At 59.5% G+C, this 20,430-nt stretch carries 20 protein-coding genes and 1 tRNA gene; 15 read left to right on the top strand and 6 right to left on the bottom strand.

Going from position 1 to position 20,430, the window contains the following annotated elements; all coding sequences use genetic code 11:
- The first annotated feature begins 71 nt into the window (after window positions 1-71).
- The 5 genes from HKX24_RS02615 (at window position 72) to HKX24_RS02635 (ending at window position 4,403) form a co-directional block, all read left to right on the top strand.
- On the top strand, window positions 72-512 hold the full coding sequence (locus tag HKX24_RS02615; protein WP_276153797.1) for a hypothetical protein: 441 nt from the start codon (window positions 72-74) through the stop codon (window positions 510-512).
- The gene (locus tag HKX24_RS02620; RefSeq protein ID WP_276153798.1) at window positions 512-1,690 is read left to right on the top strand and encodes an AAA family ATPase; all 1,179 of its coding nucleotides are present in this window, start codon (window positions 512-514) and stop codon (window positions 1,688-1,690) included. Before HKX24_RS02615 ends, HKX24_RS02620 begins: the two co-directional genes overlap by 1 nt.
- 187 nt (window positions 1,691-1,877) lie before the next feature.
- Complete coding sequence (locus tag HKX24_RS02625) at window positions 1,878-2,324, top strand: DUF5681 domain-containing protein (RefSeq protein WP_067265737.1); 447 nt, start codon at window positions 1,878-1,880, stop codon at window positions 2,322-2,324.
- Complete coding sequence (locus HKX24_RS02630) at window positions 2,321-2,659, top strand: hypothetical protein (RefSeq protein WP_276153799.1); 339 nt, start codon at window positions 2,321-2,323, stop codon at window positions 2,657-2,659. The genes HKX24_RS02625 and HKX24_RS02630 overlap by 4 nt, the downstream gene beginning before the upstream one ends.
- Window positions 2,652-4,403, top strand: a complete 1,752-nt coding sequence (locus HKX24_RS02635) for a hypothetical protein (RefSeq protein ID WP_276153800.1) — start codon at window positions 2,652-2,654, stop codon at window positions 4,401-4,403. The genes HKX24_RS02630 and HKX24_RS02635 overlap by 8 nt, the downstream gene beginning before the upstream one ends.
- Before the next feature lie 455 nt (window positions 4,404-4,858).
- Here HKX24_RS02635 and HKX24_RS02640 read toward each other — a convergent pair whose 3' ends face one another.
- Both HKX24_RS02640 and HKX24_RS02645 read right to left on the bottom strand, forming a co-directional pair.
- Window positions 4,859-5,263 (bottom strand): hypothetical protein, encoded by a 405-nt coding sequence (locus HKX24_RS02640; RefSeq protein ID WP_276153801.1) that lies wholly within the window; start codon window positions 5,261-5,263, stop codon window positions 4,859-4,861.
- A gap of 410 nt (window positions 5,264-5,673) precedes the next feature.
- On the bottom strand, window positions 5,674-5,904 hold the full coding sequence (locus tag HKX24_RS02645) for a helix-turn-helix domain-containing protein (protein ID WP_276153802.1): 231 nt from the start codon (window positions 5,902-5,904) through the stop codon (window positions 5,674-5,676).
- A 96-nt stretch (window positions 5,905-6,000) separates the two neighbouring features.
- Between HKX24_RS02645 and HKX24_RS02650 the strand changes: the two genes are divergently transcribed.
- The 4 genes from HKX24_RS02650 to HKX24_RS02665 all read left to right on the top strand — a co-directional run bounded on the left by HKX24_RS02650 (window position 6,001) and on the right by HKX24_RS02665 (window position 8,370).
- Window positions 6,001-6,618, top strand: coding sequence for a hypothetical protein (locus HKX24_RS02650; RefSeq protein WP_276153803.1), 618 nt, complete (start codon window positions 6,001-6,003; stop codon window positions 6,616-6,618).
- A 55-nt stretch (window positions 6,619-6,673) separates the two neighbouring features.
- Window positions 6,674-7,285, top strand: coding sequence for a hypothetical protein (locus tag HKX24_RS02655; protein ID WP_276153804.1), 612 nt, complete (start codon window positions 6,674-6,676; stop codon window positions 7,283-7,285).
- Window positions 7,282-7,794 (top strand): hypothetical protein, encoded by a 513-nt coding sequence (locus tag HKX24_RS02660; RefSeq protein ID WP_276153805.1) that lies wholly within the window; start codon window positions 7,282-7,284, stop codon window positions 7,792-7,794. The genes HKX24_RS02655 and HKX24_RS02660 overlap by 4 nt, the downstream gene beginning before the upstream one ends.
- Window positions 7,795-7,863: 69 nt before the next feature.
- Entirely contained in the window at window positions 7,864-8,370 is a 507-nt protein-coding gene (locus tag HKX24_RS02665) for a hypothetical protein (RefSeq protein WP_276153806.1), read from the top strand.
- A gap of 25 nt (window positions 8,371-8,395) precedes the next feature.
- Here HKX24_RS02665 and HKX24_RS02670 read toward each other — a convergent pair whose 3' ends face one another.
- The 4 genes from HKX24_RS02670 to HKX24_RS02685 form a co-directional block, all read right to left on the bottom strand.
- Complete coding sequence (locus HKX24_RS02670) at window positions 8,396-8,890, bottom strand: hypothetical protein (protein ID WP_276153807.1); 495 nt, start codon at window positions 8,888-8,890, stop codon at window positions 8,396-8,398.
- A complete protein-coding gene (locus tag HKX24_RS02675; protein ID WP_276153808.1) occupies window positions 8,890-9,489 on the bottom strand; it encodes a hypothetical protein in 600 nt (199 codons plus the stop codon). Before HKX24_RS02675 ends, HKX24_RS02670 begins: the two co-directional genes overlap by 1 nt.
- Window positions 9,473-10,312 (bottom strand): TIGR04255 family protein, encoded by an 840-nt coding sequence (locus tag HKX24_RS02680; RefSeq protein WP_276153809.1) that lies wholly within the window; start codon window positions 10,310-10,312, stop codon window positions 9,473-9,475. The genes HKX24_RS02675 and HKX24_RS02680 overlap by 17 nt, the downstream gene beginning before the upstream one ends.
- Before the next feature lie 227 nt (window positions 10,313-10,539).
- Window positions 10,540-10,625 (bottom strand) — tRNA-Leu (locus tag HKX24_RS02685).
- Between the two features lie 168 nt (window positions 10,626-10,793).
- Here HKX24_RS02685 and HKX24_RS02690 point away from each other — a divergent pair.
- The 6 genes from HKX24_RS02690 to mtgA all read left to right on the top strand — a co-directional run bounded on the left by HKX24_RS02690 (window position 10,794) and on the right by mtgA (window position 20,424).
- Entirely contained in the window at window positions 10,794-11,780 is a 987-nt protein-coding gene (locus HKX24_RS02690) for a complex I NDUFA9 subunit family protein (protein ID WP_271692771.1), read from the top strand.
- The gene (locus tag HKX24_RS02695) at window positions 11,780-12,586 is read left to right on the top strand and encodes an undecaprenyl-diphosphate phosphatase (protein WP_271692772.1); all 807 of its coding nucleotides are present in this window, start codon (window positions 11,780-11,782) and stop codon (window positions 12,584-12,586) included. Before HKX24_RS02690 ends, HKX24_RS02695 begins: the two co-directional genes overlap by 1 nt.
- 159 nt (window positions 12,587-12,745) lie before the next feature.
- On the top strand, window positions 12,746-14,179 hold the full coding sequence (locus HKX24_RS02700; RefSeq protein ID WP_271688733.1) for an NAD(P)-dependent oxidoreductase: 1,434 nt from the start codon (window positions 12,746-12,748) through the stop codon (window positions 14,177-14,179).
- Window positions 14,180-14,342: 163 nt separating this feature from the next.
- Entirely contained in the window at window positions 14,343-18,875 is a 4,533-nt protein-coding gene (gene gltB, locus HKX24_RS02705; RefSeq protein ID WP_276153810.1) for a glutamate synthase large subunit, read from the top strand.
- Window positions 18,876-18,983: 108 nt separating this feature from the next.
- Window positions 18,984-19,688 carry an SGNH/GDSL hydrolase family protein gene (locus tag HKX24_RS02710; protein ID WP_271692775.1) on the top strand — a complete coding sequence of 235 codons (705 nt, stop codon included), beginning with the start codon at window positions 18,984-18,986 and terminating at the stop codon, window positions 19,686-19,688.
- 7 nt (window positions 19,689-19,695) lie between these two features.
- Window positions 19,696-20,424 (top strand): monofunctional biosynthetic peptidoglycan transglycosylase, encoded by a 729-nt coding sequence (gene mtgA, locus HKX24_RS02715; protein ID WP_276153811.1) that lies wholly within the window; start codon window positions 19,696-19,698, stop codon window positions 20,422-20,424.
- The last annotated feature ends 6 nt before the right edge of the window (window positions 20,425-20,430 follow it).

The following is a 20,430-nucleotide window of genomic DNA, read 5'->3' on the forward strand; positions in this document are numbered from 1 at the left end:
CAGCGCCTCTATGGCCTGACCGCTACCCAAGCCCGTCTTGTCGCTGGCCTGTATTACGGGGAGGGCGTTTGATGGACGGGTTGCACATGCCCGCGAACGACCGGGGCCACAGCGCCTCGGTCAACCGCACCGCGCCCCGTATCGATAGCGTATCCCGGTCTCTGGGGTACTGCTTGCTGTTGGATGACCTTGACGCGTGGCTGGGCTTCGCAGTCATCCTGCGCGCTCGTCTTAGCGCAACCGAGCGGGCCGCGTTGGCCTATGTAGCGTTGAAGGCGTTGCCGATGCAGGACGCGAACGCTGTAACAGGGGCGGCGCTGGGAAACGCTATGCCCACGGCGGCGGGTCAACCAGTTGCCCCCTTGTTCAACTACATGGACGAGGCGGCGTTCTGGGCCGATATGGCCGAACCTGATGAGCGGGAGGCCTATTGCCTCGCAAGCTTCGAGGCGATGCCCTGCGAGCGCCAGGCGGCCTTCCTCGACTTCGTACAGGGGAGGCAGGCAGCTTGATGCGCGATTTCACAGCAATGGCCGTGCAACTGGATCAGCACCGGGCGGAACATCCGTCCGGCACTCACCGATTGCCGACGCCCTTCATCTGGCAGGACCCCAACAGCTTGCCCCGCCGCCCGTGGGTCTATGGGCGGCACCTACTGCGCAAGCAGGTTGCCGTGACTGTTGCCCCCGGTGGGGTGGGTAAGTCCTCCCTGACCATCGTAGAAGGCCTTGCGATGGTTTCTGAGCGGGAACTGCTGGGGGAGTGGACAGCCAAAGGCTTAAACGTCTGGCTCTACAACCTCGAAGACCCGCGCGATGAGATGAACCTGCGGATCACAGCGGCTATGCAGCATCATGAAGTGCAGCCTGATGAAGTCGAAGGGCGGTTGTTTGTAGATACCGGGCGCGAACGCGAGCTTTGCACGGCTATTCAGTCACGCGAAGGCGTCGTGATCGTAAAGCCTGAGATTGAGGAACTGGCGCGGGAAATCGCAGAACGGCAGATTGACGTGATGATTGTTGACCCGTTCGTGTCGTCGCATCAGGCGGGCGAGAACGACAACGTCGCCATTGATCTCATCGCAAAGGAATGGGCGCGGCTGGCGGATCGATGCAACTGCGCGATTGAACTGGTCCACCATACCCGCAAGACCAACGGCGTAGAGGCCACCTCAGAGGACAGCAGGGGCGGTTCAGCCCTTCTGGCGGCAGCACGGTCTGGCCGGGTGCTCAACCGTATGACAGCGGATGAGAGAGAGCAGGCGGGCATTCAGTCCGATGACCTAACCACCTATTTCACCGTGACCCGCGATAAGTCCAATCTTGCGCCCGTAGGGAAGCGCACATGGCGGCGTATGGCTTCCGTCGAGTTGGCGAACGGTGAGAGCATCGGAGTGGCCGAAGCCTGGGAATGGCCGGATACCTTCGACGGCTTCACTAGCAAGGACCTGTTGGCTGTACAGCATGCCATTGAGGGCAAACAACCGCGATACTCGGATCAGTCGGGTAAGGATTGGGCCGGGGTGATCGTTGCAGGAGTACTGGGCCTGGACGCGGTGAAGGACAAGCGCCGGATCAAGAAAATGATCGAGGCTTGGCTTCATTCCGGGGCGCTGGTGAAGGGGACCAAAACCGGCCCGATCAGAAAGCCAGTTCCGACGATTGAAGTCGGTGAATGGGCAAACGAATGATGTGCGTCACCACCCCCGAAAAGCAGGTGACGCAGGGTGACGCAAACACCCCCCAAAACCACTGCGTCACCACCCCTCCCCCTAAAGGGGGGGAGGGGGTGGTCACGCGCTCAGTTGGTTCTCGCAAGGTGGTGACGCAAACCGACCTGTTTCAGCAGCAAAAACGTTCTCAGGAAAGGCAATCCGCATGAGCAAAAAGAACGACCGAAACAGCGGCGCGAAAACGGAAGGCCGGAACGCTGATGGCACATTCGCCCCCGGTAACCCCGGCAAGCCGAAAGGGTCACGCCACAGGGCAACGCAGGCCATCGAGGCAATGCTTGAGGGGCAACAGGAAGCATTGACGCAGAGAGCCATAGACAAGGCGCTGGAGGGCGATGTTACGGCTCTACGCCTCTGCCTCGACCGTATCGCGCCTGCCCGCAAGGATGCTCCGGTATCCTTCGCCCTGCCAGAGATTGAAACGGCAGAGGACGCAGCCAAGGCCGCAAGGGCCATTCTCAAAGCAATCGCAGAGGGCGACGTGACGCCATTGGAGGCAGCGACTGTCATGGCAGTGGTCGAGCAGTTCCGCCGCACCTTGGAAACCACCGAGATTGAGCGCCGGATCACGGCACTGGAGGCAGAGAAATGAATATCAAACGACGCCTAGAAGCGATGGAGCGGAAGTCGGGAGGCCTAGACTACCTCATCGTGTATTTTCGAACGGTCTTTGAGGCCAAAGGCGGTGGTATCGAGGGAGAAATTTGGAAAGCCTCGATTGTTACAGGCCCTCATGCAGGCGCTTTCGTTGAACGCGATAGCGCAGAAGCGTTGGAGGATTTTCAGGCACGTTGCCAAGCAATTTCTCGGGGAGAGATTGACCCAAATGAGAAGCCGCTTACGACCCAAGAAAAGGACGTTATGGCTTTGGAAAGCAATGAAAATAGAGTAGAATCTGCCATGGAAAAGGGGCGAGCAAATGAGTGATCAGAACAACGTAGAACGGGCTAGAAAAGCCGCTGAGACCCGTAGAGCGCGGGCTTTGGCTGAACAACGGCGCAGAGCTGCAATCGCGGGTGGAAAGCCTAGCGAATTGCAGTCGGAATTGCTCAAGCGGCAGTTGCTTATTAAGCAAAAGGGGCTGTCGGGGATGAGCGACGCTGACCTGATTGCTGTGCTTGAGGCCGAAGCCGAAGCGATGGCAGGGCCTTGGGACAAATACCAGTCACCTGCCACTGATGGCCCTTGGACGCGCTACGCTGAGGATCGCGGGCAGCAGACGGGCATGGTTGGGCAGACCATGAGCGGCGTTAACGAAGGCATTGCCGGAATTCTTGGCGCACCTGTGGATTTGATGACCGGCGCGATCAACATGGGCAAGCAGGGTGTGAATGCCTTGGCGGGCACGGACCTCAAACCCATCGAAAACCCGGTGGGCGGCAGCGGTACATTCCGAGACCTGCTTGCTCCCACAATTTCAGAAGTTGAACCTCAGAACGCGGCAGAACGGTTCGGAAGGCGGGTCGGGATGGAAGTTGGCGCGATGGCGGTCCCGGGTGGTATCATGCTTCGCGGTGCCAAAGCCCCTCTGGCCGTAGCGGGTGGGGAGGCAGCGAGTGCGGTGGGATCGGGCATTGCTGGCCAGACGTCACGTGAGATTGCGCCTGAGAACGATACTGCCGATTTCATCGCCTCCCTTGCTGGCGGGTTGTCTCCGGTGGCCGCAAGTCGGGCAATGCGCCCAAGTCCCAAGGCTCCCACGCTTGAGGAGCTACAGGCACAGAGTAGTGCTGGCTATGACGCTGTGCGAGAATCCGGTGCAACGCTCAGCCCACAATCTGCCGATGCTTTGGCCGGAAGCATTGAAGGCACGTTCGGCACCCGACCGGCAACTCGACGCATGAACCCCAAGGCGGCGATTGCGGCAGAGGAATTGGCCGGAGATATGCGCCAGCGTCCGCCAACAATTGCTGAGGTGGATGAGGCGCGCCAGTGGATCGGCGATAACGTGGCAGGATCGAACGAGGCAGGCGAACGTCGCCTTGGCGTGATGATGAAAGATGCGATTGATAGCCACCTAGATCAGTTGCAGCCCGGTGATGTTACCGGGACCAACAGAGCGAGCGAAGTGGTGGAGGCGCTGACTGGTGCCCGCGAGAAGGCGCGGCGGGTATACAAGTCGCAACTGTTCGAAGCCGAGGATACCGGCTTGGTAGCAAAAGGACTGCGCCGTGCTGCGACTACAGGGACCGGAGGGAACGAGATAAACGCAATCCGTCAGAACGTGCGCAGGGTGCTGGAGAACCCAAAGCTGCGTAGGGGGTTCAGCGAAACTGAATTGCAAGCCATGCGTGACATTGCAGACGGGACGCCCACGCAGAATGCCTTGCGCCTCATTGGTCGCCTAGCGCCAACTTCCGGTGCTCTATCGCTTGGGGGTTTCACTGGTGCAGCAGGTGCAGCAGGAGCAACCGGAAACCCGCTGTTCATCGCACCCGGTATAGCGGGTCAGACCGCGAAATATCTGGGCGAACGTAACACCCGCAAGAAAATCGCGGCGCTGGGTGAGTTAATCCGCAATGGCAAGCCTCTACCCAAGAAAACCGCCAGCGCCCTTGAGAGCCGCGTTATAGCCGCTCTGTTGGCACAGAAAGCCCTCATGCCTAGCGTTGGCGCGGAAGGTGACCAAAGCGCAGTGGTTCGCGCCCTGTCTGGTGCGGTGGCGCAGTGAAGCACTCAGGGAGAGAACCTTTTGAGCGACCAATGCGGCCTGATCGGGTGGATGCCATTCGACAGGCCGCAGAGGCACTTGCTGCTGATCCTGTGGGGCGAGCAATTGCGAAGGAATGCAGAACGTTCGAGGAGTATTTCATATGCCTCACCTGGAACATCTACGATGCGCTGGGCGAACTTGGGCCAGATACAATGGTGGCAGAAGTGCAGTTTGGCATGGCTGAGGCGGGAGACGTGTGCAGGGCAGAGTTTAATGCCTCTACGCCCAGCGCGTAGCTTACCAGAGGGTTACGCCCCAGTCGAAGTACCAAACCGCCCCGATCCAAACGACGTAGAATGCCCCTATCCAGTAGGAATTCGTAGCAACGTCTAGGGCGGCCTTACTTTGCAACCATTGGGCTATCTTGCTTCGCATTGCGCAATTCCTCCGCTTCATGAGCTAAAGATAGGCGCTCATTCATTAACCCGCAAACTATACCCACTTCCAACTACGGCTGCTTCATACGTGGCTTGAGGAGTTATGCAGAGAATTTGGAACTTCTTATCTAAATCCTGCATGCGCTTATTGTGTGCGTCGAGGTCGCCTGCGATGAAACCGTTGTGGCCGAACATGCGAGCGAAGCTGCTAAATTCCTCTAGTGATTTTCCGTCAACAACGCCTGCGGCTTGTCTGGTATCTGCAATTGCCTTTACGCAGGCTACTTTGGACTTTGTTTTGGGTTCCAGAGACCTGAAGAGGACAATTTTAATCTCATCGTTGTCCCAATCGTACGCAGCATATCCATTGCCATTGACTGCCTGAATTCGCAGCGAGAGTTTGTACAATCCGAAATCCAACAATGTGGCAGGGGTGTTCATAAGATAGTTTGTCGTGGCATCTGGCCCAGCGAAAGCCGTTGGTGCTGCCAAGACAATGCTAGCTGATACAAAGGCTCTCACGTTTCTCGAAAAGCGTCGCGCATTCCTATGCAGCTTCCTAGTTGCCATTGTCCCACCTCAATCCATCCAAACCAATTTCTCCAGAGGACCAAACTTTACCCAATCTAGCAACCTACAGAGATGCAATCGCGGCCAACTGCGGCGGCCTTCTGTGCTCCTTCACGCGGTTGTTGTAACGCTTTTCCGCAATCTAGTTAGAAGAAGACCGGAGATAAGTATCGCAACATCTGAGAAATCCCGCTTCCAATGTTGTGTTACATTCCTCCGGTCTTGTCGTACTTAACCTTGGGAGTAACGGGGGGAGGCGGCTCAATATGGCTAGCGGCTATCTACTCGTCTCTGCTAATTGCGACACCGGGACCTGTGGCGACTTCTCCGCTATCCAAGAACTGAACGCCTTGAGCTTCTAAGGCGAGACGCAGGTGCTGTACCGTCGAGGCCTTACCTTCCCCTTTATCGACCTTGTTTAAGGTGTTCCGGTGCAAACCCGCGATTTCAGCGAGGTCAGGATTGCTTAAGCCCAATGCGGACTTGGCCATTTTGAACTGTTCCGGGGTCATGAGAATCCTAATATGTGCTACCAGCATATTTAATGTGTTGACAGCATGTGCTGTCAGTATTAATTGTATGCTATCAGCACATGAGAGGCAATCGCCATGACGAACTCCGCTACTTACAACCGCAAAGCCATTATGACCGCAGCTTGGGAAATCGTCCGCAACGCCAACGTGGCCCTGTACGGGTTTCGGGTGATTATGCGCCGCGCCCTCAAAGCCGCATGGGCGAACGCGAAGCACGAACGTGCGATGAAAGCGCGGGATGACCAGCAGGCTAAGGCATCGCCCGAGGTGGCCCGCATCCAGAGCGAAATTGCTGTCCTTGAAAGCAAAACCCATTGGGAGCAGCCCGACTATGCCCGCATCGGTGTCCTGCGAGCCGCACTGAGAGCAGCACAGGAGCACGACGGCGCAGCCCAGGACTATGCCGCCAAGCGCGACCTGATCGCTTCTGCTGGTGGCCGTTTCTGCGCTGTCACCTTCACGAAGGCTGATGGCACTGAGCGCACCATGCAGGTGCAGCCCGCGACCTTGCAGCGCCATGTGAAAGGCGATGCTGCCACAGGGGCCGGAAAGCGGGCCGTAGAGACGCGCAAAGCTCGCCACCCTCATCTGCTGCCTGTCTGGGACGCAAAGGCCCGAGCGCCCCGCTCTGTGAATCTGGCGACCATCTCACGCATCGCCGTTGATGGGGTTGTCCACGAATACCGCGCCTGAACTGCCTGCCATCTAACAACCGTGACCGAACACCATACGAACGGAGGAAATCTACATGTCAAATTTCACGAACGCCCTACAGGCTGTTTACGATGCCCGCCAAGCCCATGAGGTTGCTATCGCAGCCAGTGACGCTCATCAGGCCGCGAACGGGGGCAAGATGTCACCTGTGAAAGAAGATGCAGTCGGGGACGCCGCAGAGGCTGTAGGCAAGGCCGAACGCGCCCTTATGGCCATTGAGCCGCAAACCCCGATGGATGCCTTGCGGAAGGTGAAGGCCCTCATCTGCGATGGCATGCTCGATGAAGCCATTGACGCCCTTCGCGCCGATGCTGAACGCCTGACCGAAGATGAACCCGATCCGCTGGTTGATCTGGACGCCCGGTGCCGTCCACTGCGGAAGCTCATCAACAGCGTGGACAGCCGCGATCCGTTGCTTGATGACATGATGGAAGAGCTGCACCGCGTCGAAGATGAAATGCTGAAGCATGTGCCGACCACCGCCGATGGGCTTGCCGCATTGGCTAACCTTCTTTGGGAGACCGAAGGTCCAGTCTCTCATATCGGGTCGCCCGAATGGCAGGCTTCAATGAAGAATCCTACCTACCTCGCAATGCTAAATCTGCGCACCGGCGCGCGGCGTCTGGCAGGGGAGGAAGCACAATGAACACGAACCTCGCAACCGCAATTTCCAATGCATACGACCTGAGCAGCATTCTCCGCGTCTGTGTCCGCTCCCTTGAAGGGGACGCGCCCGAGCAACCGGGAGACGGGGAGGCTACAGCGCACACTGTCAAGCTGGCGGGGAATATGGTGGGCGACCTGATCAGCACCCTTGAACTGGTTGAACTAAGAGGCGAACGCCCAGACGAGGATGCCAGCCAAAGGACAGGTGCTGTTCAACTGCTGGATAAATGGAATGCAGCCAGACGCAGTAGAAGTGCATTATTGCAGGAACTGCCTGATGAGCATGGGGCTGAACCGGCTGAGTTGAGCGAGCTTGATGAGAACATCGAGTGGCTTGCAGAGCGCATTTCCTGCTTTGAGCCGAAAACGGATGCGGATGCTGCCGCCATGCTCGAATGGTGCGTAGAAGATTGCGCTGGCCAGTTGCTCTGTGAGCAGTACCCGCGCGCCCAGAAGGCCGTGATCGAATACCTGCGGGCCAAGGCCTAGCAAACCCGCCTGCGCCTCTCTACCGGGGCGTGGGCAACGCGGTGGGGGCCGCATTGGAGGCTGTCAGAAATGAACTGCTACACCAACAACCGGAACTGGTCCGACAGGTTCTTGCCTGAGATAAAGCAACTGATCGGTGGCTACCTGTTGGAAACCGCTGCCGATCCTTTCGACCATATCCAAGCCACCGACCTGATGATGCTTGATGCCCGCGACATGCGGGTTGCGGCACGGGTGCGGCGTCCAGGCTATGCGCAGCGCTATCCTTACCAGTTCACCATACGCTCAGCAGTGGCGTCAGGCGCTCAGACGGAGCTTTCCAAGATTGTGAACGGCAATGGGGACTGGATGTTCTATGGCCACTCCAATGCTGATCAGACTGGCCTGGAAGCGTGGTGGCTGATCGACTTGCGGGCCTTTCGGGCCGCGCTGATCCGCAACCGAGTGAACTCTCCGCAGATTGTCATGGGCGACCAGCGAAATGCGGACGGAACGCGCTTCAAGTGGTTTGACCTTCGGTCATTTCCCGATGATCCGCCCATGGTCGTGGCCTCGTATGGACATGCGCGTCTGTAGGAAAATTCGTTGTAGCCGGATCAGCTTAACTAAAGGCGCGAGTAAGTGTGATAGGCCCGCCTCGGCGATTGAAGACATCTATGAGGTTCGCGCGTACCGCAACTTGGACACTTTTATTGCTCGACGCGACTTCGGATGAAAAACCCAAGTGCGCATGGGCTGCAAAATTTTTGAGCCCGGCATCGGCGACGCAGACATCTTGTATAGTGCAATCTGCAATTCCGCGAATATCAGATGCCTGAGCGACTAAAACGCCACAAAAAATTCGGGCAGGATTAGTCTTTAATTGAGGCGTTACTACACAGTCCCAGATTTCAGCCTCACTCGAGTAGTCTGCACGTACTACAGAAAGGTCGGTTTTTGAGAGTACCGATTTAGAGAAAGCTTTCTTCTTAAGTTCCCCGGTGCCCTTATCTATCAAGTCAGGGTCGATAAGGCAGTAAACAATCTCTTCGCTGGCATTGACGGTGCAAGGTGAATATGCCGATTGGCGATGTTCCTCACATTTACAGCCTGACATTATGCCGCTGCTTTTCCAGTCTGAAGGTACTCAACCAGATCATTCGGAAGTCCGCTCGAATCCAAGTCTTCCGGCCCGGCGCCGGGCCGGTACGATCCATTAATTTTCATAGCATATCCTACGAGGCCGTCCCCTTCGACGCTCGCGACTGCTGAGGTTTCATCGCCCCGCCATTCGAAAAGGATTTCATCCTCGCCGAAATCAATCTCGGGAAATGGGAGCCCGAGAGGGACCTTAGCAATGAACTTCACAGCATCTCGGCACACCTTGGGGTCCAGCTTTTTGCTCCGGCCCCCGCTTAAAATAAATCCAATCAGCTGGCCTACTATACCTCGGTCCGTACGCTGTGCGCCTCTTGAGCCCAACAAACAACCTGACGGGGCGGTGCCCCTATTCGTACCGGCGCTCATAATCTCTAAATTGGCGTGAGCTATCGGGCGGACAACCAGCCAATCGCTTTCGTGGGCCGTGCTGTGGACAGGACACACCCAAGTTTTATGCGGCGTATCTTGGTTGGAGCCAATATGGATATTGTTTGCAGCCGCGTGGCCCATGGAACTTAAATAAGCTTTCGCTAGCGGTTCAAGTACGTGTGCCATTTTCACTCCCAATCGGCCTCGCCGGGCCAATTCTGTTCCTTAGTTCATCGCTTATTGTGCTCTCGAAGGCGCTGTGAAGTATGCTGTGAGCCTCATCGAACCATGTAAGCAGTTCATTGGATTTTGCCACTTTTGCCTCACTAAACTCCCTGCGCGCACGAAGGTCGAGTATTGCAGCGGGGGTATCGTCCTTTGTGCCAGATGCGGCATGGAAAACAAACCTAGTATCTAGACGTTTGCCGACTTGGGTGCTGAATTCGACGCGTGGTACATAGTCGGCTTGGGGCGAACCGATTGAAGCCAGCAACCCTTGGGGTGGCGCCATCGGTACTGAAAGATGGTCCCGCAAGAATGTTGAGAACTGGTTCATGCCGTGCATTTCGGTGAAAGCATCTATGTAGCGCAAATCTGCGGCTCTGACGTTCGTGAAGTCACTGCCAAGGGATAATACGGAATCAAATGCATTGACCGCCAAAGCTAAAGTTTCGCGAAACTCGCTCCAACCATCGTACGGTGGTGTGATGTTCACTGTAAAGACGCCTGGGCCATATTGGACCAAAGGCCAACTATTTGGCGCGGTTCTATAGCGAAAAATGGGTTGGCCCGCTAGCATCTCATTTGGGACATGATCTGGGACTAAGCGTTCAGCAAAGGCAAACCCGACTTCCGCCATCGCGGCCTGCATAGCTGAATGCTTTCGCTCAAACAAAGGATCAATCTCTGAGCCGGGCATAGAGGCAATTGCGACCATATCCCAACGGACTTCCGCGACCACCTCGACTAACGGTGCGTTCTCGTACAGATAGTCGTTACTCTGGCTCATAATTACCCTTGTCCCTTGCCTGACTGAATCAGCATTCAGCCTTAGAGGCAAGCTAGAATGCCATTCCTTCTGGTCGACAAGGCTTGAGATGCAGAATTACCCTAGAAGGAGCCGGGCGGCAAAGGCTAGCCATCGCGCAAGCGAAACGCAAAGGTGGATTGTGGGGTGGATTGAGATTGGCTGGGCGAATATAAGTTCAGACTTATCAGTCACTTACTGCGGAATTATGGTGCCCAGGAGAGGACTCGAACCTCCACACCGTTGCCAGTACTAGCACCTGAAGCTAGCGCGTCTACCATTCCGCCACCTGGGCACGTATCGTGTGGGGTGCTCTAAGGCTCAGCCGGGTGACTGTCAATCGCAATTTATGCGAAAATCGGAAAATCCTGCACGCGAGGCGCTGCAACCGGGGGTTTGGCCTTGTGACAGGGGCGGCGCGCGGGTACATCCTGTCAGAGAATTTATCTACAGGAGCGGCAGAATGTCTAAGCTGGTCACGATTTATGGCGGTTCGGGGTTTGTCGGACGCTATATCGCGTATCGCATGGCCAGAGCTGGTTGGCGGGTGCGGGTGGCGGTGCGCCATCCCAACGAGGCGCTCTTTGTGCGGACCTATGGTGTGGTCGGCCAGGTCGAACCTGTTTTGTGCAACATCCGCAACGATGGCTCCGTGGCCGACGCGCTGCGCGGCGCGGATGCGGTGGTGAACTGCGTGGGCATTCTGGTCGAGACCGGCAAGAACAGCTTTGACGCCGTGCAATCCGAAGGGGCCGAGCGTATCGCCCGCATGGCCGCCGCCGAAGGGATCGGTCATTTCGTCCATGTCTCTGCTATCGGCGCGGATATGGAGGCCGAGAGCGACTATGCCCGCACCAAAGGCGAGGGCGAGGCGGCCATTCTCAAACATATGCCCCATGCCGTGATCCTGCGACCCTCGATCATGTTCGGGCCAGAGGATGAATTCTTTAACCGTTTTGCAGGCATGACCCGCAGCGGCCCGATCCTGCCGGTCGCCGGTGCCTCGACCCGGTTCCAGCCGGTGTTCGTCGATGACGTGGCCAAGGCGGCGGAAAAAGCACTGGAGGGGCAGGTCGCTTCGGGCGTCTATGAACTCGGCGGTCCCGATGTGGATACCTTCCGCGGGTTGATGCAGCGCATGCTTAAGGTGATTCACCGCCGTCGGTTGGTGCTCAACATGCCGTGGTTCCTCGCCAAAATCGTCGCCTTCGGGTTCGATATGGTGCAGACGGCTACCTTGGGGCTGTTCACCAACAAGATGCTGACCCGCGATCAGGTCAAGAACCTGCGCAAGGACAATGTCGTAGCGGAAGACGCGCGCGGCTTTGCCGAGCTTGACATCACCCCCACCGCGATGGATGCGGTGCTCCCCGACTATCTCTGGCGGTTCCGGCCCTCGGGGCAATATGACGCCATCAAAGCATCGGCACGTAACCTGCGGCAGGGATAATGGAACAATCGACCACTCTGATCGCCGCCTTTCTGGGTTTGCTGGAGGGGCTGACAGAGTTCATCCCCGTATCTTCGACCGGGCATCTTTTGTTGGCCGGTCATTTTCTGGGTTTCGAAAGCGCCGGACGAACCTTTGAGGTCGTGATCCAATTGGGCGCGGTGCTCGCGATCTTGACGGTCTATTCCGCGCGGCTTTGGGCGGTCTTCTCGGCAGCACCCCATGATCCGCAGGCGCGGCGGTTTATCTGGTCGGTGCTGTTGGCCTTCCTGCCAGCGGTCGTGATCGGCGTTTTGGCGCATGACTTTATCAAAACGGTCCTTTTCGAGACGCCATTGCTGATTGCCGTCATGTTGGTGCTGGGCGGGGTGGTGCTGTTGATCGTAGACCGCATCGCACCAGCGCCGACCCATTCCGACGCGACCAAATTCCCGCTTTCCATGGCGTTTAAGATTGGGGTGATCCAATGTCTCGCCATGGTGCCGGGCACTTCGCGGTCGGGCGCGACGATCGTCGGGGCTTTGTTGTTGGGGGCCAGCAAACGTGCTGCGGCGGAGTTCTCTTTCTTTCTTTCGATGCCGACGATGGCGGGCGCTTTCGCCTATGACATCTATAAGAACCGCGATGTGCTGGATGCCTCGGCCATGGGGGAGATTGCCGTGGGCTTCGCCATGGCCTTTATCTCTGCCGTTTTCGTGGTGCGTTGGGTGCTCGATTACATCAGCCGCTATGGCTATGCGCTTTTCGGGTGGTGGCGAATCCTTGTGGGCGGGGTGGTTATCCTCGCGCTTTGGGCTGGGTTTTAGTGGGTAGGTCCGCATCGGACCTTAAATGATGCATAAAAATGATGGCCGAGCCTCCCATTTGCTCGGAAAGAAGTAAATAGGTCAGCATTGATGTCTTTTATTTACTTTGGCGCTCTCGTATACGAGCCTCCTGACGGAATTTGTCGAAGGAACGGGTATATGGCGAAGCAGGTCATGCTAAAATTTACAGACGTTGCGCGGGATATGCCCGAAAAACGCCCGCCCGATTTGCGCCGGACGGATTTCGATGAAATTTACGCTGAATATGCGGATGCCAAAGCGGCAGAGCAGTCGAGCCGGTGCAGCCAATGCGGCGTGCCCTATTGCCAGACCCATTGCCCCCTGCACAACAACATCCCCGACTGGCTGCGCCTGACCGCCGAGGGGCGTCTGCAAGAAGCCTATGAGATCAGCCAGGCCACCAACACCTTCCCCGAGATCTGTGGCCGTATCTGCCCGCAGGACCGCCTCTGCGAAGGCAACTGCGTGATCGAACAGTCGGGCCATGGCACCGTCACCATCGGCTCGATCGAGAAATACATCACCGATACCGCTTGGGAGCAGGGCTGGGTCAAACCCGCCGCCCCGCGCGAAGAACGGCCCGAAAGTGTCGGCATCATCGGCGCAGGCCCGGGCGGTCTGGCGGCGGCGGATATGCTGCGCCGCGCGGGCGTGCAGGTCACCATCTATGACCGCTACGACCGGGCCGGCGGCTTGCTGACCTATGGCATTCCCGGCTTCAAGCTTGAGAAAGACGTGGTTGAGCGCCGCAATGCGCAGTTGGCCGAAGGCGGCGTGACCTTTGAGTTGAACTGCGATGTCGGTGTCGACATCAGCTTTGGCGCGATCCGGGGCAAGCATGACGCCGTGATCATCGCCACCGGCGTCTACAAAACCCGTGAGATCGAAGCCCCCGGCGTGGGTGGTTTCGGCGTGGAGCGGGCGATCGACTTCCTCACCGCCTCCAACCGCAAGAGCTTTGGCGACACGGTCGAAGAATTCGAGAATGGCCGTCTGAATGCCGCGGGCAAGAAAGTCGTCGTCATCGGCGGCGGCGACACCGCGATGGACTGTGTGCGCACCTCAATCCGACAAGGTGCGGAAAGCGTCAAATGCCTCTACCGCCGTGACCGGGCCAATATGCCGGGCAGTCAGCGCGAGGTGCAAAACGCCGAGGAAGAGGGCGTGATCTTTGAATGGCTGAGCGCGCCCAAAGGCTTCGTCGGCGATCCGGTGACCGGTGTGATGGTGCAAAAGATGCGCCTCGGCGCGCCTGACGTGACCGGGCGCCAGTCGCCTGAGGTGATCGAAGGCGCCGACTATGTCGAAGAAGCCGACATGGTGATCATGGCCCTCGGCTTTGAGCCCGAAGACCTGCCGACGCTTTGGAACGAGCCGGAGCTGCCGGTCAACCGCTGGGGCACGATCAAGGCCGATTACGTCACCGGGGCGACCGCGCTCGACGGGGTCTATGCCGTGGGCGACATCGTGCGCGGGGCGAGCCTTGTGGTTTGGGCGATCAAGGACGGGCGCGACTGCGCGCAGGCCATCCTTGACGATTTCAACGGCGCGCAGCGCATCGCGGCGGAGTGATGGTATCGGGGCGGCCTGCCGCCCCGCCCCCTGCGGCGCTGCCCGAGACCAAGAGTGAAATAGACGTGACGCCCGACGGCCCTGCCTTTGCCGCAGCGCACGAGAATAAAACCAAGGCCCAAGTCAAAGCAGGATTTGCGGCGTTTGTGGAAGGAACCAAGCCATGACCAAATATGATGACGCCTGGGTGGCCCGCGAAGAAGCCAAACGCGCGATGATGGCCGAAAAGGGCATGTATAGTTTCGAGGAAGAGCATTCCTCCTGCGGCGTGGGCCTTGTGGTCAACATCAATGGCGAAAAGACCCGCGAGGTTGTGGTCAACGGGATCAACGCGCTCAAGGCGATCTGGCACCGCGGCGCGGTCGACGCCGACGGCATGACCGGCGATGGCGCGGGCATCCATGTGCAGATCCCCGTCCCCTTCTTCTATGAACAAGTCCGCCGCACCGGCCACACCCCGCGTGAGGACGAGTTGATCGCCGTGGGCCAAGTCTTCCTGCCGCGCACCAATTTCGCCGCGCAAGAGACCTGCCGGACCATCGTGGAGACCGAAGTTCTCCGCATGGGTTACTACATCTATGGCTGGCGGCATGTGCCGGTCGACATCTCGGTGCTGGGTGAAAAGGCCAATGCGACCAGGCCCGAGATTGAGCAGATCCTGATCTCCAACGCCAAGGGCGTGGATGAAGAGACTTTTGAGCGTGAGCTCTACGTCATCCGCCGCCGCATCGAGAAAGCCGCCATCGCGGCGCAGGTGCCGCAGATGTATATCGCTTCGATGTCCTGCCGTTCGATCATCTACAAGGGCATGATGCTGGCCGAACAGGTGGCGGAGTTCTATCCCGACCTAAAGGACGACAAATTCATCAGCGCTTTCGCGATCTATCACCAGCGCTATTCCACCAACACTTTCCCGCAGTGGTGGCTGGCGCAGCCCTTCCGCATGTTGGCCCATAACGGTGAGATCAACACCCTCAAGGGCAACATGAACTGGATGAAGAGCCATGAGATCCGCATGGCGAGCGCGACCTTTGGCGAGATGGCCGAGGACATCAAGCCGATCGTGGCCTCCGGCTCCAGCGACTCCGCGGCACTCGACTCGGTCTTCGAAGTGCTGGTGCGCGCGGGCCGCTCCGCGCCGATGGCCAAGACGATGTTGGTGCCGGAATCCTGGTCCAAACAGGCCGTGGAACTGCCGCAGGCATGGCGCGACATGTATTCCTATTGCAACTCCGTCATGGAGCCTTGGGACGGCCCCGCCGCCCTAGCGATGACCGATGGCCGCTGGGTCTGTGCCGGGCTTGACCGCAACGGGCTGCGCCCGATGCGCTATGTCGAAACTTCGGACGGCATGTTGATCGCCGGGTCCGAGGCCGGGATGGTGCCGCTGGACGAGGCGCGCGTCGTGGCCAAGGGCGCGCTTGGCCCCGGGCAGATTATCGCGGTGGATATGGCAGAGGGCAAACTCTTCCATGACACTGAAATCAAAAACAAACTGGCCGCCAACCAGCCCTTCGGCGAATGGGTCGGCAAGATCACCGAGATGGATGGCGTCCTTGCCGGTGTCACCGAAAAACCGCTGTTCGAAGGGGCCGAGTTGCGCCGCCGTCAGGTGGCCGCGGGCTATACCATCGAAGAATTGGAACAGATCCTCGCGCCGATGGCCGAGGACGGCAAGGAAACGCTGGCCTCGATGGGCGACGACACGCCCTCGGCGGTGCTCAGCGGCCAGTACCGCCCACTGAGCCATTTCTTCCGCCAGAACTTCAGCCAAGTCACCAATCCGCCAATCGACTCCTTGCGCGAATTCCGGGTGATGAGCCTCAAGACACGGTTCGGCAACCTCAAGAACGTGCTCGACGAAGACAGCTCCCAGACCGAGATCATCGTGCTCGACAGCCCCTTTGTGGGCAATGCGCAGTTCGATGAGCTGATGGCCCAGTTCAAGGTGCATACCGTCACCATCGACTGCACTTTCGAGCCCGGCAACGGCAATCTGAGCGCCGGTCTGGCGCGCATCCGGGCCGAGGCGGAAGACGCCGTGCGCTCGGGCGCGGGGCATCTGGTGCTGACCGATCAGCACAGCGGTGCTGACCGCGTGGCGATGCCGATGATCCTTGCCACCAGCGCGGTGCACAGCCATCTCGTGCGCAAGGGGTTGCGGACCTTTACCTCGCTTAACGTGCGTTCGGCGGAATGTGTCGATCCGCATTACTTCGCCGTGCTGGTCGGCTGCGGTGCCACGGTCGTTAACGCCTATCTGGCCGAGGATTCCCTCGCCGATCGGATTGAGCGCGGATTGCTGGACATGACCCTGACGCAGGCGGTGCAGAAATACCGTGAGGCGATTGACCAAGGTCTGCTCAAGATCATGGCGAAGATGGGGATTTCCGTGATCTCGTCCTATCGCGGTGGTCTGAACTTCGAGGCAGTGGGCCTGTCCCGTGCCATGTGTGCCGAATACTTCCCCGGCATGACCAGCCGCATCTCGGGCATCGGTGTCGTCGGTATCCAACGCAAGGCCGAGGAAGTCCACGCCAAGGGCTGGCAGGGCGACGGGGTCGTGATGCCCATCGGTGGCTTCTACAAGCTGCGCCGCTCGGGTGAGAAACACGCTTGGGAGGCGAGCAGCATGCATATGCTGCAAATGGCCTGCAACAAAGCGTCCTACCAGATGTGGCAGCAGTATTCGAAAAAGATGCAGAGCAATCCGCCGATCCATCTGCGCGACCTTTTGGACATCAAGCCGCGCGGCAACCCGGTGCCGTTGGAGGAGGTGGAAAGCATCACCTCAATCCGCAAGCGTTTCGTAACGCCGGGCATGTCGCTGGGGGCGCTGTCGCCCGAGGCGCACAAGACACTGAACGTGGCGATGAACCGCATCGGCGCCAAATCCGACAGCGGCGAGGGCGGCGAAGATCCGGCGCATTTCGTGCCGGAGGCCAATGGTGACAACCCCTCGGCCAAGATCAAACAGGTCGCCTCGGGCCGTTTCGGCGTGACGGCGGAGTATCTGAACCAGTGCGAAGAGTTGGAGATCAAGGTCGCGCAGGGCGCCAAGCCCGGTGAGGGCGGCCAGCTTCCGGGCATGAAGGTCACCGACCTGATCGCACGGCTGCGGCATTCGACGAAGGGGGTGACCCTGATTTCGCCCCCGCCGCACCATGATATCTACTCGATCGAAGACCTCGCGCAGTTGATCTACGACCTCAAGCAGATCAACCCGCGCTGCAAGGTAACCGTTAAGCTCGTCGCTTCGAGTGGTGTTGGTACAATTGCTGCCGGCGTCGCCAAGGCCAAGGCCGACATCATCCTGATTTCGGGCCATAATGGCGGCACCGGGGCATCGCCTGCGACCTCGATCAAATATGCGGGTCTGCCGTGGGAGATGGGCCTCACTGAGGCGCATCAGGTTCTATCGATGAACAACCTGCGCGATCGGGTGACGCTGCGCACCGACGGCGGGCTGCGCACCGGGCGCGACATCGTCATGGCGGCGATGATGGGGGCCGAGGAATATGGCATCGGCACCGCCGCACTCATCGCCATGGGCTGCATCATGGTGCGCCAGTGCCAGTCCAACACCTGCCCCGTCGGCGTCTGCACGCAGGACGAAGCGCTGCGCGGCAAGTTCACCGGCAATGCGGATAAGGTCGTTAACCTCATCACCTTCTACGCGCAGGAGGTGCGGGAAATCCTCGCCTCCATCGGGGCGCGCAGCCTTGATGAAGTGATCGGCCGCGCCGACCTGCTGACGCAGGTTAGCCGAGGCTCGGCGCACCTTGATGATCTCGACCTGAACCCGCTGTTGATCACCGTCGATGGCGCGAATGAGAACGTCTATGACCGCGACAAGCCGCGTCAGGTCGTGCTCGACACGCTGGACGCGCAGATCGTCCGCGATGCCGCGCGCTTCCTTGAGGACGGTGAGAAGATGCAACTGTCCTATGCCGTCCAAAACACCCATCGGACCGTCGGCACGCGGGTGTCGAGCCATATCGTCAAGCGCTTCGGGATGCGCAATTCGTTGCAACCGGACCACCTGACGGTGAAGCTGACCGGCTCGGCTGGGCAGTCGCTGGGGGCCTTCGCGGCGCCCGGGCTCAAGCTCGAAGTCTCGGGCGATGCCAATGACTATGTCGGCAAGGGTCTGTCGGGCGGCACGATCGTGGTGCGGCCTTCGATGGCGAGCCCCGTGGTGGCGTCGGAGAATACGATCATCGGCAACACGGTGCTTTATGGTGCGACGGCGGGCTATCTCTTTGCCGCGGGCCGGGCGGGCGAGCGTTTTGCTGTGCGCAACTCGGGCGCGCATGTGGTGATCGAAGGCTGCGGCAGCAACGGGTGCGAATATATGACCGGCGGTGTGGCGGTGATCCTTGGTGAAATCGGCGCGAACTTCGCTGCCGGGATGACCGGGGGGATGGCCTATCTCTATGATCCCGAAGGCTCGGCCCATAAGTTGATGAACGCCGAGACCATCGTGACATGCCCAGTCAGCGTCGATCATTGGCTCGATCAGTTGCACGGTCTGCTGGAACGCCATGTCGCCGAGACCAAGAGCCGCAAGGCCGCCGATATCCTTCAGCATTGGGAGACCGAGAAGCACAACTTCTTGCAGGTTTGCCCGAAGGAGATGTTGGTGCATCTGCCCGCGCCGCTCAGCGTGGAAGAAGCCGCGGTTCCGGCGGAGTAATCTTTGCCCCGCGCGGCTCCGGTCGCGCGGGGAGGGCCATCGGCTTGCTTCCGGGCCGGGGTGGTAGACGGAACGGGATGCGCTACCTCCTCCGCATCGGAGGACTCCATGCATAAAATTCTGATCGCCCTCGCCTTAGTCACCGGCCTTGCCGCTTGCACCGACACCGCCCCGCGCGGCGGGGGTGACATCCTCGTCTTGGGCGACTCCATCATGGCGTGGAACGGGGGTCGGGCCATCCCTGATGTCATCGCCAGTCAAACGGGTCGCAACGTCACCAGCCGCGCCGTGCCGGGTGCTCAGTTCGACAATGCCTCGACCGTGGCCTCCGCCGTCGGCTTTGACATCCAGCAGCAGTTCCCCGGCGGGCGCTGGAACTGGGTGGTGGTCAATGGCAGCGCGAATGACCTGAACGCCGATTGCGGCTGTGGCGCCTGCGGAGCCGCCGTCGATGCGTTGATCGCGCCGGATGGTCAAAGCGGTAGCATCCCTGCCTTCCTGCAACGCCTCCGCGCTCAGACCGGCGCGCAGGTCATGTGGATGGGGTATTACGCAGGCTCCGGTTCGGGCGCCTTCGCGGGCTGCCGTGATGATCTGGTCGAAATCGAATCCCGCATCGCCCGCTTCGCTGCGCGCCGCCCCGGGGTCCATTTCGTCGATTCCGAAGATGTGATCGACCGGGGGGATCGCGGGCTCTTCGCTCGCGACAATGTGCACCCCTCGGCCCGAGGCTCTGCCCGGATCGGGGCCTACCTCGCCCAAGAGATCACCGCGCGTGAGAGCCGTTCACAAAATCCCGCAGACGGCCTATAGCTGATCCATGGCGACACGGAAAAAGACCGCCCCCAAGGGTAAGAAATCGAGCAAGAGTAGCCCCTCGCTCAAGAAACGCGCGCGCCGTTGGGCCTTGCGCACCTTGGCGCTGGCCTTTCTCTTGGCGGTGCTGTTGGTGCTGCTATTCCGCTTCGTCAATCCACCCACGGGTTTCTACATGTTCTCGGAATCGCGCCGTCTGGGCGGGGTGCAGCGGGACTGGGTGCCGCTGGAACAGATCGCGCCCGTGATGGCCCGCGCCGCCGTGGCGGCGGAGGATGCGAATTTCTGCAATCACTGGGGCTTTGACATGCAGGCCATTCGGACCGCGATCGAAAACGGGTCGGCCCGCGGGGCGTCGACGATCAGCCAGCAGACGGTCAAGAACGTCTACCTCTGGCATGGCCGGTCGTGGCTGCGCAAAGCGCTTGAGGCCGGGATGACCCCGCTGGTCGAAACCCTCTGGCCCAAGCGGCGGATCATCGAGGTCTATCTGAATGTGGCCGAGTTCGACGAAGGTGTCTTTGGCGTCGGGGCGGCGGCGCCGCATTACTTTGGCGTCGCGGCGGCAGACCTGAGCGCCACGCAGGCCGCCCGCCTTGCCGCGATCCTACCCGACCCGAAAGAGCGTTCCGCCTCGCGCCCCGGTGACTTTACCCGCAAGCGCACGGCCCAGATCATGGACGGGGCGGCGACCATCCGCGCGGACGGTCGCGCCGCCTGTTTCGAGAGTTGAAAATCC

Source organism: Sulfitobacter sp. M85 (genome assembly GCF_029285915.1).
GTDB classification, from domain to species: Bacteria; Pseudomonadota; Alphaproteobacteria; order Rhodobacterales; family Rhodobacteraceae; genus Sulfitobacter; species Sulfitobacter faviae.

Bases quoted from the DNA above. Each gene is read 5' to 3' on its own strand.
- HKX24_RS02630 (WP_276153799.1), top strand. From the start codon at position 2,321: ATGAATATCAAACGACGCCTAGAAGCGATGGAGCGGAAGTCGGGAGGC.
- HKX24_RS02680 (WP_276153809.1), bottom strand. From the start codon at position 10,312: ATGAGCCAGAGTAACGACTATCTGTACGAGAACGCACCGTTAGTCGAG.
- mtgA (WP_276153811.1), top strand. From the start codon at position 19,696: ATGGCGACACGGAAAAAGACCGCCCCCAAGGGTAAGAAATCGAGCAAG.
- HKX24_RS02650 (WP_276153803.1), top strand. From the start codon at position 6,001: ATGACGAACTCCGCTACTTACAACCGCAAAGCCATTATGACCGCAGCT.
- HKX24_RS02635 (WP_276153800.1), top strand. From the start codon at position 2,652: ATGAGTGATCAGAACAACGTAGAACGGGCTAGAAAAGCCGCTGAGACC.
- HKX24_RS02660 (WP_276153805.1), top strand. From the start codon at position 7,282: ATGAACACGAACCTCGCAACCGCAATTTCCAATGCATACGACCTGAGC.
- HKX24_RS02695 (WP_271692772.1), top strand. From the start codon at position 11,780: ATGGAACAATCGACCACTCTGATCGCCGCCTTTCTGGGTTTGCTGGAG.
- HKX24_RS02665 (WP_276153806.1), top strand. From the start codon at position 7,864: ATGAACTGCTACACCAACAACCGGAACTGGTCCGACAGGTTCTTGCCT.
- gltB (WP_276153810.1), top strand. From the start codon at position 14,343: ATGACCAAATATGATGACGCCTGGGTGGCCCGCGAAGAAGCCAAACGC.
- HKX24_RS02675 (WP_276153808.1), bottom strand. From the start codon at position 9,489: ATGGCACACGTACTTGAACCGCTAGCGAAAGCTTATTTAAGTTCCATG.
- HKX24_RS02640 (WP_276153801.1), bottom strand. From the start codon at position 5,263: ATGAACACCCCTGCCACATTGTTGGATTTCGGATTGTACAAACTCTCG.
- HKX24_RS02690 (WP_271692771.1), top strand. From the start codon at position 10,794: ATGTCTAAGCTGGTCACGATTTATGGCGGTTCGGGGTTTGTCGGACGC.
- HKX24_RS02670 (WP_276153807.1), bottom strand. From the start codon at position 8,890: ATGTCAGGCTGTAAATGTGAGGAACATCGCCAATCGGCATATTCACCT.
- HKX24_RS02620 (WP_276153798.1), top strand. From the start codon at position 512: ATGCGCGATTTCACAGCAATGGCCGTGCAACTGGATCAGCACCGGGCG.
- HKX24_RS02645 (WP_276153802.1), bottom strand. From the start codon at position 5,904: ATGACCCCGGAACAGTTCAAAATGGCCAAGTCCGCATTGGGCTTAAGC.
- HKX24_RS02615 (WP_276153797.1), top strand. From the start codon at position 72: ATGGACGGGTTGCACATGCCCGCGAACGACCGGGGCCACAGCGCCTCG.
- HKX24_RS02700 (WP_271688733.1), top strand. From the start codon at position 12,746: ATGGCGAAGCAGGTCATGCTAAAATTTACAGACGTTGCGCGGGATATG.
- HKX24_RS02625 (WP_067265737.1), top strand. From the start codon at position 1,878: ATGAGCAAAAAGAACGACCGAAACAGCGGCGCGAAAACGGAAGGCCGG.
- HKX24_RS02655 (WP_276153804.1), top strand. From the start codon at position 6,674: ATGTCAAATTTCACGAACGCCCTACAGGCTGTTTACGATGCCCGCCAA.
- HKX24_RS02710 (WP_271692775.1), top strand. From the start codon at position 18,984: ATGCATAAAATTCTGATCGCCCTCGCCTTAGTCACCGGCCTTGCCGCT.